A 15,513-nucleotide genomic window follows, 5' to 3' on the forward strand; every position below is an offset into this window, starting at 1 on the left:
TCGGGCTTTTTCATGCAGAAGCTCAATTTCGGGGTTGACAGCCCCGCCGTGGCCGGTAAAATGGCGCGCCTCAGCAGGGGATATGTGACAACGCTCACACCAACTTGCTGGGTGTTTTCAGGATACAATTCCGCGATAGCTCAGTCGGTAGAGCAAATGACTGTTAATCATTGGGTCCCTGGTTCGAGTCCAGGTCGCGGAGCCATCCTGTCAATATTCGGGGTATAGCGCAGTCTGGTAGCGCGCCTGCTTTGGGAGCAGGATGTCGGGAGTTCGAATCCCCCTACCCCGACCACTTTTGAGCGGGTCGTTAGCTCAGCTGGTAGAGCAGTTGGCTTTTAACCAATTGGTCGCAGGTTCGAATCCTGCACGACCCACCACTCAAGACTCTGATTACCCCTCCCTTCCAGATTTCCTTTAGCTGCCTTTTCGGTCCGGGACAAACTGTCCAGTCGGAGCTTGATGCTGCCTGCTCGTTCGCCTGCCGCACCACCACCGTGGCAGGAACAGGGCGCGCGTTGCGCGCCGATCGCGGCGAGGTCGCCGCTCCTACCGGCGTAGGGGCGCTGAAATCCCTATACGAGGAGCGTAGCGATAACGCCTGAGAATTCGGCGGCAAGGTGTAGGAGCCCCGACCCCGGGGCGACCGGGCTGCGCAGCAGCCCCGCCAGCCCCTCAGAAACAACAAACCCGCCACGAAGGCGGGTTTGTCCGGTCAGGGAGTGCAGCCCTTAAAGCTGCGGACCCGCCTGAACAATCGCCTCGGCCACGTCGAACTTCTTGAAGTTCTCGATGAACAGCCCCGCCAGGTCACGCGCCGCAGCGTCGTAGGCAGCCGGATCAGCCCAGGTGTTACGCGGGTTCAGCAGCTTGCTGTCGACGCCCTCGACCGCCTTCGGCACATCCAGATTGATCACCGGCACATGCTCGGTCTCGGCACCGACCAGGGCGCCGGACTGGATGGCGCTGATGATGGCGCGCGTGGTCGGAATGCTGAAACGGCTGCCGACGCCGTAGCCGCCACCGGTCCAGCCGGTGTTGACCAGATACACCTTGCTGCCGAAGGCGTTGATGCGCTTGATCAGCAGTTCGGCGTACTCACCTGCCGGACGCGGGAAGAACGGTGCGCCGAAGCAGGTGGAGAAGGTCGATTTGATCCCACCGCCGGAACCCATCTCGGTGGAACCGACCAGAGCGGTGTAACCGGAGAGGAAATGGTAGGCCGCCTGCTCGTTGTTGAGGATGGACACCGGCGGCAGTACGCCAGTCAGGTCGCAGGTCAGGAAGATGATCGCGTTCGGCTCACCGGCCAGGTTCGCCTCGACGCGCTTCTCGACGTGCTCCAGCGGATAGGCGGCACGGGTGTTCTGGGTCAGCGAGACATCGGTGTAATCGGCCTTGCGGGTCTCGGGGTCGATGATGACGTTCTCCAGCACCGAACCGAACTTGATGGCGTTCCAGATGACCGGCTCGTTCTTCTGCGACAGATCGATGCACTTGGCGTAGCAGCCGCCCTCGATGTTGAACACCACGCCCTCGCCCCAGCCGTGCTCGTCGTCACCGATCAGGTTGCGCGCCGGGTCGGCGGACAGGGTGGTCTTGCCGGTGCCGGACAGACCGAAGAACAGAGTGGTGTCACCTTCGTCGCCAACGTTGGCGGCGCAGTGCATGGGCAGCACGTCCTTGGCCGGCAGCAGGAAGTTCTGCACGGAGAACATGGCCTTCTTCATTTCACCGGCGTACTGCATGCCGGCCAGCAGCACCTTGCGCTGGGCGAAATTGATGATCACGCAGCCGTCGCTGTTGGTGCCGTCGCGCTCGGGCTCGCAGACGAAGTGCGGCGCGTTGAGGATCTGCCACTCTTCCTTGCCCGCCGGGTTGTACTGCTGCGGGTTGATGAACAGGGTGCGGCCGAACAGGTTGTGCCAGGCGGTCTCGGTTTCCATGATCACCGGCAGATAATGCTCGGGGCTGGCGCCGACATGCACGCGGGAGGCATAGCTCGGGCCTTCGGCCAGGTAATCCTCCACCCGCGTCCACAGGGCGTCGAACTTGTCTGCCGGGAAGGGACGGTTGATGGAACCCCAGGCGATGGACGAGCTGGTAGTGGGCTCGTCGACAATATACCGATCCATGGGCGAGCGGCCGGTGCGGTGACCGGTCTTCACCACCAGCGCACCGGTATCGGCGAGTTGCCCTTCGTTGCGCTGGATCGCGGCTTCGATCAGCTCGGCGATGCTCAGATCATTGAATACGGTGTTGCTTGCTTGCGTCATCAAACTTCGTCCTCTTCGGCTTGACCGAAATCTCCATAAGACCGATGCTTTCGGTCTCGCCAGTGGGGTTGCAAAATGAGCGGCATGGCCGCGCAGGCGCGACATTATGCCAAAGAATTGCCAACTGCGCTAAAGCCGCGGACCGGCAGCACTCAATGCAGGCTGCGCGCGTGCTCGCTGGCCCGGTCAAACAGCTCTGTCAGGGCCTTTTCGTCGAAACGATAGGTGGTGTTGCAGAACTGACAGTCGACCTCTATTTCACCGCCCTGCTCGGCCAGCAGGGCGAGCGCATCCTCACGACCCAGACTGACCAGGGCATTGCCGGAACGTTCCGCCGAACAGCTGCAGCGGAAGCACACCGGCCGGCCGTCGAACAGGCGCACATCCTCCTCGTGATACAGACGATGCAATATGGTGCTGTTGTCCAGCGCCATCAGCTCCTCGACCGTGAGCGTCTCCGCCAGGGTGCTGAGGCGGTTCCAGGACTCGGCCCGCTCTGCCGGGTCGGTCTGCCGATCAGCCGGCAGCGCCTGGAGCATGAAGCCCCGCGCACTGCGCCCGTCGGCCAGCAGGCGGAAGCGGCTGGGCAGCTGTTCGGAGCTGTCGAAATAGCCGGCAAGCGATTCGGCAAGGGTCTCGCCTTCAAGGGAAACCACGCCCTGGTAGCGCTTGCCCCGGGCGGGGTCGATGGTGATGGCCAGCACACCATCGGGCATCAGTTCGCGCAGCGAGTCGCCGGTCAGGTCATCGCTGTAGCGGGCAATGGCCCGCACTTCCTGCTGACTGGAGCACTCCACCATCAGGGTGGAAAGCGGCCCGGAAGAGCGGGCCTGCATGATCAGCAGGCCGTCGAACTTGATCGCCGTCGACAGCAGGACTGCGGCGGCGAGCATCTCGCCGAGCAGCGCCTTGACCGGCTCGGGATAGGCATGGCGGGACAGGATCTCGCGATAGCTGTCATTCAGCGACACCAGTTCGCCGCGTACGTCGGCGTGCTCGAAGATAAAGCGCTGGGTGACATCCTGGGAGGACATGGCTGGGACCTCGGGCAAAAGCCGGATTATAGCCCAATCAGTCTCCCTGCTGTTCCTTGAACCGATGAATCTGCCGGCGCTGCTTCTTGGTCGGGCGATGCTCGCTGATCAGCAGCCCCGGCCCGGCAGCCTTGCGTTGCGCCGCGGCCTCTTCGCGCCGGGCGATGCTCTGCGCCGTCTCCTCATACAGCAGCTGTGCTTCCGGTGCGCCGCGGCGGACCATGGACAGCGCCTTGATCACTACCGTGCGCTGATCATAACCCTGCCGGATCTGCAGTTCGTCGCCAATCCGCGGCTCCTTGCTCGGCTTGGTACGCTCGCCCGCATAGTGCACCTTGCCCCCTTCAATCGCGGCCTTTGCCAGGCCCCGGGTCTTGAAGAAACGTGCCGCCCACAGCCATTTGTCCAGCCGCGGCTTGCCATCATCACTCATGATTTTCTCCTGCTGCATCGCGATCAACCGGAGCAGTGTATCAAGCTTGTTGAAAGGCCATTCCTCGTCCATCATGCGCTCCATCAGAGTGCCCTGCTGGAGGCGGCATGAAAACCTTTGATCATCTGACCGTGATCGGGCTGCGTGAGTGGATCGGCCTGCCGGCACTGGGCGTCGACCGGATCCGCGCCAAGGTCGACAGCGGCGCCAAGACCTCCGCTCTGCATGCCAGCGAAATCGAGACCTTCGTCCGCGACGGCGACACCTGGGTGCGCTTCACCGCCCACACCGGTACGCCGCGCAAGCCCAGGGATACCCTCTGCGAGGCCCGCCTGATCAGTTACAAACGGGTCAGAAGCTCCAACGGACAGATAGAAGAGCGGCACGTCATCCGCACCCCCATGGTGCTGGGTGATCAGTGCTGGGAAGTGGATTTCACCCTGACCTGTCGCAAGTCCATGCGCTACAGGGTGCTGCTCGGCTGCGCAGCGATGCTGGACGGGCAACTCGTCATCAACCCTGGACTACGCTTCGTCCAGAGCCACCCGCAGACCGAACGATTCATCACAGGCTGAACAACACATCATGAAAATTGCGGTATTGTCGCGCAACCCCAACCTCTACTCTACCCGCCGCCTTGTTGAAGCCGGCCGGGAGCGCGGCCACGAGGTACGTGTCATCGACACCCTGCGTGCCTACATGAACATTGCCAGTCACAAGCCCAGCATCCATTACAAGGGCGAGGAGCTGGAGCCCTTTGATGCGGTCATTCCGCGCATCGGCGCCTCGATCACCTTCTACGGTGCCGCGGTGCTGCGCCAGTTCGAGATGATGGGCGTGTTCCCGCTCAACGAATCGGTGGCAATCAGCCGCTCCCGGGACAAGCTGCGTTCGCTGCAGCTGCTTTCGCGCAAGGGTGTGGGGTTGCCGGTGACCGGCTTTGCCCATTCTCCGGATGATATTCCCGATCTGATCAGCATGGTCGGCGGGGCGCCGCTGGTGATCAAGCTGCTGGAAGGTACCCAGGGCATCGGTGTGGTGATGTGCGAAACCGAGAAAGCCGCCGAGTCGGTACTGGAAGCCTTCATGGGGCTGAAGGCCAACATCATGGTGCAGGAATACATCCGCGAAGCCGGTGGCGCCGACATCCGCTGTCTGGTGGTGGGTGAGAAGGTCATCGCGGCAATGAAACGCCAGGCCAAACCGGGCGAATTCCGCTCCAACCTGCACCGCGGCGGCAGCGCCAGCCTGATCAAGATCACCCCGGAGGAACGCATGACCGCCGTGCGTGCTGCCAAGGTCATGGGCCTGAACGTGGCTGGCGTGGACATCCTGCGCTCCAATCATGGCCCGGTAGTCATGGAAGTGAACTCCTCACCGGGCCTTGAGGGCATCGAGTCGACCACCGGCAAGGATGTTGCGGGCCTGATCATCGAGTACATAGAGAAGAATGCCCGGCCGAATCAGACCCGCACCAGAGGCAAGGGCTGACGCCGCGTCAGCCTGCCGCCGAGCAGCAGCAGAACCAGCATCAGCATTTCCACCAGATCCCCGCCGTAATACATCAGCTGCGCTGCCGAGCGAACCTGCTCGGCTGGCTGCCGCAGCCCTGCCGGCCAGAGATAACCGTACGCCAGCTTGCCCAGCAGGGAGTGGAAAGCGATGGCTGCCAGCAGCACGCCCAGCCGCAGACCGGCGCCATGCCGGGCGGCCATCCGGTCCGGCCCACCGAGTACCGCCTGGCAGAACAGATAACCCGCCAGGATGAAATGCAGGTGGAGCAGGTGATGCAGGGCCGGCGATTGCAGGCTGGCGGCATACAGCGCGGTGCCGTACAGCAGATACATGCCACCGATATTCAGCATCAGTGTCGTGATCGGATGACACAGAAAGCGCGCCAGGTCCGACTGCAGGCAGGCAACCACAACCCGCGCCCAGGTTACCGGCACGCTGCGCAGCATCAGGGTCACCGGAGCGGACAGCACCAGCAGCAGCGGCGCCAGCATGCCAAGCAGCAGATGCTGACCCATGTGCCAGCGCAGGTCGGCATGGGCCCAGCGCATGGCACCCGGGGACGCTGCGGCGACCAGCACAAGGGTCCCCGCGAGCCAGAAGACCAACCGCCACAGCGGCCAGTCCCGACCACGGCGCGACTGACGCGACATCCCCACCAGATAGCCGGTAGTGAACAGCAGCGTCAGCCCGAGCAGCCACAGGGCGAACAGCCGGTGCTCAGCCGCCACCGGTCGGCTGCCCTCTCCGCCAGACCATCAGCCCTGCCAGAATCAGCAGCACGGCAATGCCGTTCCAGCTCAGGTCGTACCACAGCAGGTCGACGTCATAGCGGATCTGGTGAATGCGCAGCACCTTGTGGCTGATGATGCCATCGAACAGCTGAAAGCCCCCGGCACCCAGCAGGCCGCCGGCCCAGGCCTGGCGCACAGCCAGCCGCCCTGCGCGCGCCAGCCGAATCAACATTATTGCTCCGAACACGGTGGCAAACAGTTCGCCGGCGTGCAGCAGGCCATCCGAGAGCACCCCGATGGCCGGTGTCGCCCGGTCGAAGAAGTGGTGCCACTGCAGGATCTGGTGAAACAGGATCTCGTCGACCGCTGCCATCAGGCCGATGCCCAGGGGGATCGCGCACAGCATGGACCGGCGACGGATTTCAGATGATGCAGGGTGGGGGGTCATATCGGACCTCGACAGGCAGTCGTCAGTCCGATTTCGACCGGCAGATCAGGAAGGTTGTTCAGTCATTTCGCAGGCCTGCAGCTGGGCCACCAGACTGGCGTAATCTTCCACCGCATCGAACTCCGCGGTATCGCGACGCTCGCCACGGCTGTCCGGCTGACGGACCGCCAGCAGCTGGGCGATACCGAACTCCCGGGCCGAACGCAGGATCGCCAGGCCGTCATCGATGAACAGGGTGCGCTCGGGATCGAACTCCACTTCGGCACGCAGCGCGTGCCAGAAGGCCTGCTCCTCCTTGGGGTAGCCGAAGTCGTGGGAGCTGATCAGGCGCTGGAACCAGGTACGCAACTCCACCCGCTCCATCTTCAACGCCAGGGAATCACGATGGGCGTTGGTGATGAGGATGACCTGACGTCCACTGCGCTGCAAGGCTTCAAGGAACAGGTCCGCATCCGGGCGCAGCTGGATGAGGTGCGCCACCTCGCGCTTGAGCTCGACGATCGGCAGATCCAGCTCCCGGGTCCAGAAATCCAGACAGTACCAGTCCATCTTCCCCTGGATCCTGCGCATCAGCGGATGGATGCGCTGCTTCGCCCATTCCAGCGACTCCCCGTGCCTGGCTGCATAGCAACGGGGCAGATATTCGACCCAGAAATGGTTGTCGAAATGCAGATCCAGCAGGGTGCCGTCCATGTCCAGCAGGACGGTATCAATGGTGTTCCAGTTCAGCATGGCGTTTGGGTTTTGAACGAGTGGACGGCTATGATAACAAACCAGTCAGTGACCACGGAGCCAGCATGCCGCAGAAGCCAGAGATCCTCGATGCCCGCATTGTCGCCAGGAGCCGTCTGTTCAATGTCGAGCAGATGCAGCTGCGTTTCAGCAATGGTACCGAGCGCACCTACGAGAGACTGGTCGGCTCCGGCAAGGGCTATGGTGCGGTGATGGTGGTGGCCATGCGCGACGAGCGAACCGCCCTGCTGATAGAGGAATACTGCGGCGGTACCCAGGATTATCAGCTGTCGCTGCCCAAGGGCCTGGTCGAGCCCGGCGAGGACGTGCTCGACGGCGCCAACCGCGAACTCATGGAGGAAGCAGGGTTCGGCGCCCGGAATCTGGAGCTGCTGGGCAAACTGTCGCTGTCACCCAGTTACATGAGCCAGAGCATTTCCGTGGTGCTGGCCCGGGATCTCTACGAGAAGCGCCTGCCGGGGGACGAGCCCGAGCCCATCCGGGTAGACAGCGTGGACCTCTATCAGCTCAGCGAGCTGATGGCCCGCCCGAACTTCTCCGAGGGCCGTGCGCTGGCCGCGTTGTATCTGGTACGTGACCTGCTGGAGCAGCGCGGAGAGCTGAGTCCATGAGCCTGCCCTTCGCCATCGAACAGCTCTGCCAGCTGACCCGCGAAGCGGGGCTGATCGCCCTGCCCTGGTGGCGCCGCGACCCGGACGTGATCACCAAGGCCGACGACTCGCCGGTTACCGCAGCGGACCTGGCAGCCAACCGGCATATCGTCAGTGGTCTGACCGCCCTCACTCCGGACATCCCCATCCTCTCCGAGGAAGGCGCTGAGGTCCCCTACGGAGAACGTCGGCACTGGGACCGCTTCTGGCTGGTCGATCCGCTGGACGGTACCAAGGAGTTCATTGCCGGCACCGACGAGTTCACTGTCAATATCGCACTGATCGAGCACGGCCAGGTTCGCTTCGGCGCAGTGGGCGTCCCGGCCCGGGACCAACTCTACTGGGGCGGTGCCGGGCTGGGCGCCTGGCGCCAGACAGGCAGGCAGCCCGCCGAGCCGATCCATTCCCGCTCCCCGGCCAGCCCCCTGTGCGTGGTCGCCAGCCGCCGGCACAGCAGCCCGGATCAGGAAGCCCTGCTGGACCGGCTCAAGGGCAGGCATGACATCGAGCTGACGGCTGTCGGCAGCTCCCTGAAGTTCTGCGTTCTGGCCGAGGGCGGGGCTGATCTGTATCCGCGCTTTGCCCCCACCAGCCAATGGGATACGGCTGCGGCACAGGCCGTACTGGAAGGCGCTGGCGGCCAGGTACTGAGGCTCGACGGTCGCCGTTTCGATTATCCGCAGCGCAATGACTGGCTGAACCCGTATTTCCTCGCCGTCGGCAAGGCCGATGGCGCACTGCGTGACCTGCTCCTTTCCTGAACCGGAGCACCCACTTATCTGACGCAGGAGATGTCGCATGTTCCATCGCAACGTGCCCGAGCACAAGTTACGCCTGCCCACCGCCGACGAGGCTCTGCCCGGGCGGCCCAGCCCCATCCCGACCAGCAGCACACACCTTGTGCTGAACACTCCGATCAAACCGCCCTTTCCGGAGGGCATGCAGCAGATTATCGTCGGCATGGGCTGTTTCTGGGGAGCCGAGCGGCTGTTCTGGCAACTCGACGGCGTCTACACCACGGCCGTGGGCTATACCGCCGGGCTGACGCCCAACCCCACCTACGAAGAGGTCTGCTCGGGGCTCACCGGGCACAACGAGGTGGTGCTGGTGGTATTCGATCCGCAGGTACTGGCACTTGACGACCTGCTGAAGGTGTTCTGGGAAAACCATGACCCGACCTCGGGCATGCGCCAGGGTAACGACCTGGGCACCCAGTACCGATCCGGCATCTACGTGAGCGACATGCACCAGCGGGCGCAGGCCGAAGCCAGCCGGGCGCGCTTCGCCGATGCCCTGCAGCTGGCCGGCCTGGGGCCGATCACCACCGAAATAGTCCCGGCGGCGGAGTTTTACTATGCCGAGGACTATCATCAGCAGTACCTGCACAGGAATCCGGGAGGTTACTGCGGCCTCGCGGGGACTGGAATTTGCATGAGGTAATAGTTTTTTGCTTGCAGATTCAGAGGATTACTAATAAAACATCCGCTCTGCGGAATTCCCTGTTCGACGTATCCGACTCAACGACGATGTAGCGCCGCGCGCGGCTGCGCCCGATTCGGACATCGACACAATCATAAATGCCTCATCTTTTTCCCGGGAGCCCATGCTGTTACTGACACTGATTCTGATCCCCTTCATCGGCTGCTTCATCGCTGCCATGTTGCCGGTCAACGCGCGCAACCGCGAAGCCTGGCTGGCCGCCGCCGTTGCCCTCGTCGGCCTGGTCATCCTGGGCCTGCAGTTCCCGCATATCAACAGCGGCGAGGTGATCCGCTACCAGCTTGACTGGATGCCTGATTACGGTCTGAATCTGGTGTTGCGCATGGATGGTCTGGCGTGGCTGTTCAGCATGCTTATCGTCGGCATCTTCCTGCTGATCGTGGTGTATGCGCGCTACTACATGTCGCCGGAAGACCCGGTGCCACGCTTCTTCTCCTTTCTGCTGGCCTTCATGGGCTCCATGCTGGGTGTGGTGCTCTCCGGCAACCTGATCCAGCTGGTGCTGTTCTGGGAGCTGACCAGTCTTTCCTCGTTCCTGCTGATCGGTTACTGGCACCACCGTGCGGAAGCGCGGCGCGGCGCGCGCATGGCCTTTACCGTTACCGCCAGCGGTGGCCTGTGCCTGCTGGCCGGCGTACTGATGATCGGCCACATCATCGGCAGCTACGACCTGGACGTGGTGCTCGCATCCGGTGAAACCCTGCGCGACCATGCCTGGTATCTCCCGGCGCTCATTCTGGTCGCACTCGGCGCCCTGACCAAGAGCGCCCAGTTCCCGTTCCATTTCTGGTTGCCCCATGCGATGGCAGCCCCGACACCGGTATCGGCCTACCTGCACTCGGCCACCATGGTCAAGGCCGGCATCTTTCTGCTGATGCGTCTGTGGCCGGTCCTCTCCGGCACCCCCGAGTGGACCTGGATCATCGGCGGTGCCGGGGTCTGCACCCTGCTGATCGGCTCCTTCATTGCCATCTTCCAGCATGACCTCAAGGGCCTGCTGGCCTATTCCACCATCAGCCATCTGGGGCTGATCACCGCTCTGCTGGGCATCGGCACGCCGCTGGCGATGGTCGCCGCGATCTTCCATACCCTCAACCACGCGACCTTCAAAGCATCGCTGTTCATGGGCGTGGGCATCATCGACCATGAAAGCGGCACCCGTGACATGCGCAAGCTGCGCGGCCTGTACAGATTGATGCCGCATACCGCCACCCTGGCCATCGTCGCCTCCGCCGCCATGGCCGGCGTGCCCTTCCTGAATGGCTTCCTGTCCAAGGAAATGTTCTTCGCCGAGACATTGCTGGTTGGCAGCAGCAACAACTGGTGGATGCCGCTGGCCGCCGTGACCATGGGCATGTTCAGCGTGGCCTACTCGCTGCGCTTCATCCACGTCTTCTTCGGCAAGCCGGCCACCGATCTGCCGAAGACGCCCCATGAGCCGCCGCGCTGGATGCGTTTTCCGGTCGAGGTACTGGTGGTGTTCTGTCTTGTGGTGGGCATCATTCCGGGACTGAGTGTCGGCCCGCTGCTGCACAACGCAGTGGAATCGGTGCTCGGCGACCAGACCCCGTATTACAGCCTGGCGCTCTGGCACGGTTTCAACATTCCGCTGCTCATGAGCTTCCTGGCGCTGGGCGGAGGGGTCGTGCTGTACTACCTGTTGCGTACCCGTTACAACCTGACCCAACGTGACCGGGTGCCTGTGCTGTACCGTTTCAACGGCAAGCAGGCCTACGAGAACATCATGCTGGAGATGCGCAGCGCAGCCTCCCGACTGGAACGGTTGCTCGGCACCCGCCGACTGCAACCTCAGCTCGTGCTGATCGTCTCGGCCTGCCTGGCGGCAGCGGTCGCAGCCGCTGCCAGCGCGCCGCAGGTATGGGCAGACCTCGAGCCGACGACCCCACACATTCCCTTTGCCATTATCTGGGTGATCGGCTGCGCCTGCGCCATCGCAGCCGCCTGGCAGGCCAAATACCACCGTCTGGCTGCCCTGAGCCTGGTCGGCGGCGCCGGTCTCGTCGTCTGTCTGACCTTCCTCTGGCTCTCGGCTCCGGATCTGGCGCTGACCCAGCTGATGGTGGAAACCGTGACCACGGTGCTGATCCTGCTCGGCCTGCGCTGGCTGCCGCCGCGGCTGCCTGATATTGCGCGGGATCTGGCCGAGCGGCGCGCCGCCCGTACCCGTCGCACCCGGGACTTCGTTCTCGCCGTGGGCTCGGGACTGGCCATGGCCGCCATCAGCTATCTGGTGCTGATGCTGCCGGCCGGTGCCGGGATCGGTGGGTTCTTCCTCGAACGGGCGCTGTCCGAAGGCGGCGGCAGTAACGTGGTCAACGTTCTGCTGGTGGACTTCCGTGGCTTCGATACCATGGGCGAGATCGCCGTACTCGGCATCGTCGCACTGACGGTGTACGGGCTGCTGCGCCGCTTCCGTCCGGCGGCGGAGAGCATGACCCTGCCGCCCCAGCAGACCAACCTGATCGATCCTGCAGCGCGGGAGACGCCCACCGAGCAGAGCGAAACCGGCTATCTGATGGTGCCGGCGGTATACCTGCGTCTGCTGCTGCCGATGGTGCTGGTATGCGCGCTGTATTTCTTCATGCGCGGGCACAACCTGCCGGGTGGCGGCTTCGTTGCCGGGCTGGTGTTCTCCGTCGGCATCATCATCCAGTACATGATGGCCGGCACCGTCTGGGTCGAATCCCGGCTGCATCTGCAGCCGCACCGCTGGCTGGCACTGGGGCTGGTGATTGCCGTGGTGACGGGGCTCGGTGCCCTGCCGGTCGGCTTCCCCTTCCTGACCAGCCACACCGCGCATTTCAGCCTGCCCGTTCTCGGCGAGCTGCACATGCCCAGTGCATTCTTCTTCGATCTCGGGGTGTTCTGCGTGGTGGTGGGCGCCACCATGCTGATTCTCACCGCCCTGGCTCACCAATCCATCCGCAGCCACCGCCTGCCCCTCGGGGCAGTCGAGGTGGCAGAGAATACCGGCAAGGAGGAAAACTGATGGAAGCTGTCATCGCCATCGCCATCGGCGTGCTGTTCGCCTCCGGTGTGTGGCTTATCCTGCGGCCGCGTACCTTCCAGGTGATCATCGGGCTGCTGCTGATCTCCTACGCAGTGAACATGTTCATCTTCATCATGGGGCGTCTGACGGTGAACAAGCCGCCACTGACCCTGGATGAATCGATCGATGCCGGGCTGTTCGCCGATCCGGTGACCCAGGCACTGGTGCTCACCGCCATCGTCATCGGCTTCGCCACCACTGCCCTGTATCTGGTTCTGCTGCTGACGTCCCGCGGGCTGACCGGGACTGACCACGTGGATGGCAAGGAAACCGATCAATGAGTTTCTGGGCTGACCAACTGATACTCGTGCCCATCCTGCTGCCGTTGCTGTGCGCGGCGGCGCTGGTACTGCTCAGCGGCCGCCAGCAGCGACTGAAGTTCGCCGTCAACCTGATCGGCACTCTGGCTCTGCTGGCGACCTCCATTACCTTGTTCTGGCTGACCGACAACGAGGTCTGGCCAGACGGCGTCGGTGTCTATCTGGCTGCCAACTGGGTAGCCCCCTTCGGCATTGCGCTGGTGGCGGACAGACTGTCGGCGCTGATGCTGACCCTGTGCGCCGTCATTGCCACGGCCGCGCTGGTCTTCTCCTACCGGCGCTGGAGCCGCGCAGGGGTGCACTTCCATTCGCTGTTCCAGTTCCTGCTGGTCGGCATCAATGGCTCCTTCCTGACCGGCGACCTGTTCAACCTGTTCGTGTTCTTCGAGATCATGCTGGCCGCCTCCTACGGCCTGCTGCTGCTCGGACTGCAGCCCAACCGGGTGCGGGCCAGCATGCAGTATGTGGTGATCAACCTGGTTGCCTCGTCGTTCTTCCTGATCGGGGTGGCATTGATCTATGCCTCCGCCGGCACGCTGAACATGGCCGACCTGGCAGTACGCGCCGCCTCCATGGCTGACAGCGAACGGCTGCTGCTGGAAACCGGCGCCGCGGTGCTGGCCATTGCCTTCCTCACCAAGAGCGCCATGTGGCCGCTGGGCTTCTGGCTGCCGACCACCTACTCCGCAGCCGCTCCGCCGGTAGCCGCCATGCTGGTGCTGATGACCAAGGTCGGCGTCTACGTCATCCTGCGCCTGTGGTTGCTGGTATTTGCCGATCAGGCCGAAAGCCTCAATGCCCTGTCCAGTACGGCGCTGGTGGTGGGCGGTCTGGTGACCCTGGCGTTCGGCACCATCGGCCTGCTCGGCAGCCAGGAACTCGGACGCATGGCCGGTTTCAGCGCCATTATTTCCTCTGGTACGTTGTTGACCGCGATCGGTTATGGCGAGCCCAGGGTCATCAGCGCGGCATTGTTCTACCTGATCAGTTCGACACTGGCGGTGGCGGCCTTCATGCTGTTGATGGAGCTGGTTGAACGCATTCGCAAGCCCAGTGCAAGCATACTGGCGCTGACCATGGAGGCGTTTGCCATTGACGATGACCCGGAAGAGTCCGCCGGGGTAGTCATTCCCGCAGCCATGGCTTTCATCGGCCTGTCGTTTGTCGCCTGTGCACTGATCATCGCCGGCCTGCCGCCGCTGTCCGGTTTCCTCGCCAAGTTTGCCCTGTTCCATGCCGTACTCAACCCTGCCGGCACCGCGACCGACACCCTCTATTACGCCGGCCCGCTGGCCTGGGGCATCCTGGCGATGGTCATCCTGTCAGGACTGTCGGCGATCATTTCGCTGATGCGCTTCGGCGTGCGAACCTTCTGGGCCGCGCCTGACGCCAGAGCGCCACGCCTGCAGCTGAGCGAGGCCGCTCCGATCTCGGTGCTGGTGTTGCTGTGCATCACCCTCAGTGTGGCCGCCGGGCCGACTATCAGCTATCTCGACCGCACCTCTGCGGCGCTGCACGAGCCCAGTCTCTATATGGATCGGGTGCTGACCAGTCCGGCGGTCCCGGGTGTCGTAGGTCAGACGGGAGGTGAACAATGAAGCGCTGGTTACCCACTCCGCTGATTTCGATCTCGCTGCTGCTGCTGTGGCTGATGCTGAACCAGAGCATCGCCCCGGCGCACCTGCTGCTCGGCGCAATTATCGGTATCGCCATACCGCTGCTGATCGCTCCGCTGCGACCGACTCCGGTGAAGGTGTCCCGGCCGCTGACCATCATCCGGCTCACCGCACACTCACTGGTCGAGATTCTCCGCTCCTGCTTCAACGTCTGCATGCTGATCCTGTTCCGCCGGGACCGGCTCAACACCCAGTTCATCCGCATCCCGCTGGACCTGCGCGACCCCCACGGCCTGGCGGTGCTGGCCTGCATCATCAACTCGACACCGGGTACCGTGTGGGTCGAAATCATCCCAGGCAGCAGTGACCTGGCGCTGCATGTATTTGACCTGCATGACGCCGACTGGTGGGTGGACATGATCAAGACCAAGCTTGAGCGTCCTCTGATTGATATCTTTGAACAGGAGAAGCCATGATTGCCCTGATGCTGGCTGCGGCGCTCGGTTTCGCCCAGCTCTGCGTGCTGCTGGCACTGATCTTCTGCGCCATCCGGCTGCTGCGTGGTCCCAGCGCACAGGACCGGGTACTGGCGCTGGACTCGCTGTGGATGGCAGCCATGCTGTTCATTCTATTGCTGGGGATGCGCTTTTCCAACGTGATCTACTTCGAGGCGGCACTGTTGATAGCCCTGACCGGCTTCGTCTCCTCCATCGCGCTGGCCAAATTCCTCACACGTGGGGAGATCATCGAATGAGCAGTTTCCTGACTCTGTCGATGGGCGACATCAGCCCCTGGCTGGCAGTGCCTATCGCCCTGCTGTTGATACTCGGTGGACTGATCACTTTCACCGGCGCACTGGGCCTGCTTCGGCTGCCCAATTTCTACCAGCGGATCCACGGTCCCGCCGTGTTCATTACGGTAGGAACCGGATGCTTCCTGATCGCCTCGATGCTGTACTTCACCGGCACGCTGGAGCGGCCGGTCGTGCATGAACTGCTGATCACGGCCTTCGTGCTGCTGACCGCGCCGGTGGTATCGATGATGATCATGCGTGCTGCGGTCTACCGGGACCTGCGCAAACGCAGACCGGACGGCAAGCCTGGCGACGCTTACCAGTTTCCGGACGACCAATAGAACCGGGCCGCAGCGAGGTGCGGCCCGTAAGAC

Annotated in this window: 17 protein-coding genes and 3 tRNA genes; 14 read left to right on the top strand and 6 right to left on the bottom strand. The window is 63.2% G+C overall.

The window, feature by feature from the left end:
- The first annotated feature begins 129 nt into the window (after positions 1 to 129).
- The 3 genes from IEW63_RS09050 (at position 130) to IEW63_RS09060 (ending at position 380) form a co-directional block, all read left to right on the top strand.
- Positions 130 to 205, top strand: a tRNA-Asn gene (locus tag IEW63_RS09050).
- A gap of 13 nt (positions 206 to 218) precedes the next feature.
- Positions 219 to 295: transfer RNA gene (locus IEW63_RS09055), tRNA-Pro, on the top strand.
- Between the two features lie 9 nt (positions 296 to 304).
- Positions 305 to 380 (top strand) — tRNA-Lys (locus tag IEW63_RS09060).
- A 351-nt stretch (positions 381 to 731) separates the two neighbouring features.
- Here the strand turns inward: IEW63_RS09060 and IEW63_RS09065 are convergent.
- The 3 genes from IEW63_RS09065 to IEW63_RS09075 all read right to left on the bottom strand — a co-directional run bounded on the left by IEW63_RS09065 (position 732) and on the right by IEW63_RS09075 (position 3,743).
- Positions 732 to 2,276, bottom strand: coding sequence for a phosphoenolpyruvate carboxykinase (locus IEW63_RS09065; protein WP_188636289.1), 1,545 nt, complete (start codon positions 2,274 to 2,276; stop codon positions 732 to 734).
- Between the two features lie 152 nt (positions 2,277 to 2,428).
- Complete coding sequence (gene hslO / locus IEW63_RS09070) at positions 2,429 to 3,310, bottom strand: Hsp33 family molecular chaperone HslO (protein WP_188636290.1); 882 nt, start codon at positions 3,308 to 3,310, stop codon at positions 2,429 to 2,431.
- Positions 3,311 to 3,347: 37 nt separating this feature from the next.
- Complete coding sequence (locus IEW63_RS09075) at positions 3,348 to 3,743, bottom strand: RNA-binding S4 domain-containing protein (RefSeq protein ID WP_188636291.1); 396 nt, start codon at positions 3,741 to 3,743, stop codon at positions 3,348 to 3,350.
- A 107-nt stretch (positions 3,744 to 3,850) separates the two neighbouring features.
- Here IEW63_RS09075 and rimB point away from each other — a divergent pair, with 107 nt between their 5' ends.
- Together rimB and rimK are read left to right on the top strand one after the other, a co-directional pair.
- Positions 3,851 to 4,318 (top strand): retropepsin-like aspartic endopeptidase RimB, encoded by a 468-nt coding sequence (gene rimB, locus IEW63_RS09080; RefSeq protein ID WP_188636292.1) that lies wholly within the window; start codon positions 3,851 to 3,853, stop codon positions 4,316 to 4,318.
- A gap of 10 nt (positions 4,319 to 4,328) precedes the next feature.
- The gene (rimK, locus tag IEW63_RS09085) at positions 4,329 to 5,234 is read left to right on the top strand and encodes a 30S ribosomal protein S6--L-glutamate ligase (RefSeq protein ID WP_188636293.1); all 906 of its coding nucleotides are present in this window, start codon (positions 4,329 to 4,331) and stop codon (positions 5,232 to 5,234) included.
- Here rimK and IEW63_RS09090 read toward each other — a convergent pair.
- From IEW63_RS09090 to yrfG, 3 genes are read right to left on the bottom strand one after another with little or no spacing between them, the layout of a single operon-like run.
- The gene (locus IEW63_RS09090; protein ID WP_188636294.1) at positions 5,207 to 5,986 is read right to left on the bottom strand and encodes a cytochrome c oxidase assembly protein; all 780 of its coding nucleotides are present in this window, start codon (positions 5,984 to 5,986) and stop codon (positions 5,207 to 5,209) included. The genes rimK and IEW63_RS09090 overlap by 28 nt on opposite strands.
- Positions 5,976 to 6,437, bottom strand: coding sequence for a DUF2243 domain-containing protein (locus tag IEW63_RS09095; protein ID WP_188636295.1), 462 nt, complete (start codon positions 6,435 to 6,437; stop codon positions 5,976 to 5,978). The genes IEW63_RS09090 and IEW63_RS09095 overlap by 11 nt, the downstream gene beginning before the upstream one ends.
- Positions 6,438 to 6,482: 45 nt before the next feature.
- The gene (yrfG, locus tag IEW63_RS09100; RefSeq protein WP_188636296.1) at positions 6,483 to 7,169 is read right to left on the bottom strand and encodes a GMP/IMP nucleotidase; all 687 of its coding nucleotides are present in this window, start codon (positions 7,167 to 7,169) and stop codon (positions 6,483 to 6,485) included.
- 65 nt (positions 7,170 to 7,234) lie between these two features.
- Here yrfG and nudE point away from each other — a divergent pair, with 65 nt between their 5' ends.
- The 9 genes from nudE to mnhG all read left to right on the top strand — a co-directional run bounded on the left by nudE (position 7,235) and on the right by mnhG (position 15,480).
- Positions 7,235 to 7,801: an ADP compounds hydrolase NudE gene (nudE, locus tag IEW63_RS09105; RefSeq protein ID WP_188636297.1), complete on the top strand. Its 567-nt coding sequence runs from the start codon at positions 7,235 to 7,237 to the stop codon at positions 7,799 to 7,801.
- A complete protein-coding gene (gene cysQ, locus IEW63_RS09110) occupies positions 7,798 to 8,601 on the top strand; it encodes a 3'(2'),5'-bisphosphate nucleotidase CysQ (RefSeq protein ID WP_188636298.1) in 804 nt (267 codons plus the stop codon). Before nudE ends, cysQ begins: the two co-directional genes overlap by 4 nt.
- 37 nt (positions 8,602 to 8,638) lie before the next feature.
- Positions 8,639 to 9,280, top strand: coding sequence for a peptide-methionine (S)-S-oxide reductase MsrA (gene msrA, locus IEW63_RS09115; RefSeq protein WP_188636299.1), 642 nt, complete (start codon positions 8,639 to 8,641; stop codon positions 9,278 to 9,280).
- A gap of 163 nt (positions 9,281 to 9,443) precedes the next feature.
- Positions 9,444 to 12,350, top strand: a complete 2,907-nt coding sequence (locus tag IEW63_RS09120) for a monovalent cation/H+ antiporter subunit A (RefSeq protein ID WP_188636300.1) — start codon at positions 9,444 to 9,446, stop codon at positions 12,348 to 12,350.
- Positions 12,350 to 12,691 (top strand): Na+/H+ antiporter subunit C, encoded by a 342-nt coding sequence (locus tag IEW63_RS09125; RefSeq protein WP_188636301.1) that lies wholly within the window; start codon positions 12,350 to 12,352, stop codon positions 12,689 to 12,691. The genes IEW63_RS09120 and IEW63_RS09125 overlap by 1 nt, the downstream gene beginning before the upstream one ends.
- Positions 12,688 to 14,328, top strand: coding sequence for a monovalent cation/H+ antiporter subunit D (locus tag IEW63_RS09130; RefSeq protein WP_188636302.1), 1,641 nt, complete (start codon positions 12,688 to 12,690; stop codon positions 14,326 to 14,328). The genes IEW63_RS09125 and IEW63_RS09130 overlap by 4 nt, the downstream gene beginning before the upstream one ends.
- A complete protein-coding gene (locus IEW63_RS09135) occupies positions 14,325 to 14,822 on the top strand; it encodes a Na+/H+ antiporter subunit E (RefSeq protein WP_188636303.1) in 498 nt (165 codons plus the stop codon). The genes IEW63_RS09130 and IEW63_RS09135 overlap by 4 nt, the downstream gene beginning before the upstream one ends.
- An 8-nt stretch (positions 14,823 to 14,830) precedes the next feature.
- Positions 14,831 to 15,100 carry a K+/H+ antiporter subunit F gene (locus IEW63_RS09140; protein WP_188636377.1) on the top strand — a complete coding sequence of 90 codons (270 nt, stop codon included), beginning with the start codon at positions 14,831 to 14,833 and terminating at the stop codon, positions 15,098 to 15,100.
- On the top strand, positions 15,097 to 15,480 hold the full coding sequence (mnhG, locus tag IEW63_RS09145) for a monovalent cation/H(+) antiporter subunit G (protein ID WP_229710423.1): 384 nt from the start codon (positions 15,097 to 15,099) through the stop codon (positions 15,478 to 15,480). Before IEW63_RS09140 ends, mnhG begins: the two co-directional genes overlap by 4 nt.
- Positions 15,481 to 15,513: the final 33 nt, after the last annotated feature.

It is taken from the genome of Halopseudomonas pertucinogena (genome assembly GCF_014646575.1).
Classification (GTDB): Bacteria; Pseudomonadota; Gammaproteobacteria; order Pseudomonadales; family Pseudomonadaceae; genus Halopseudomonas; species Halopseudomonas pertucinogena.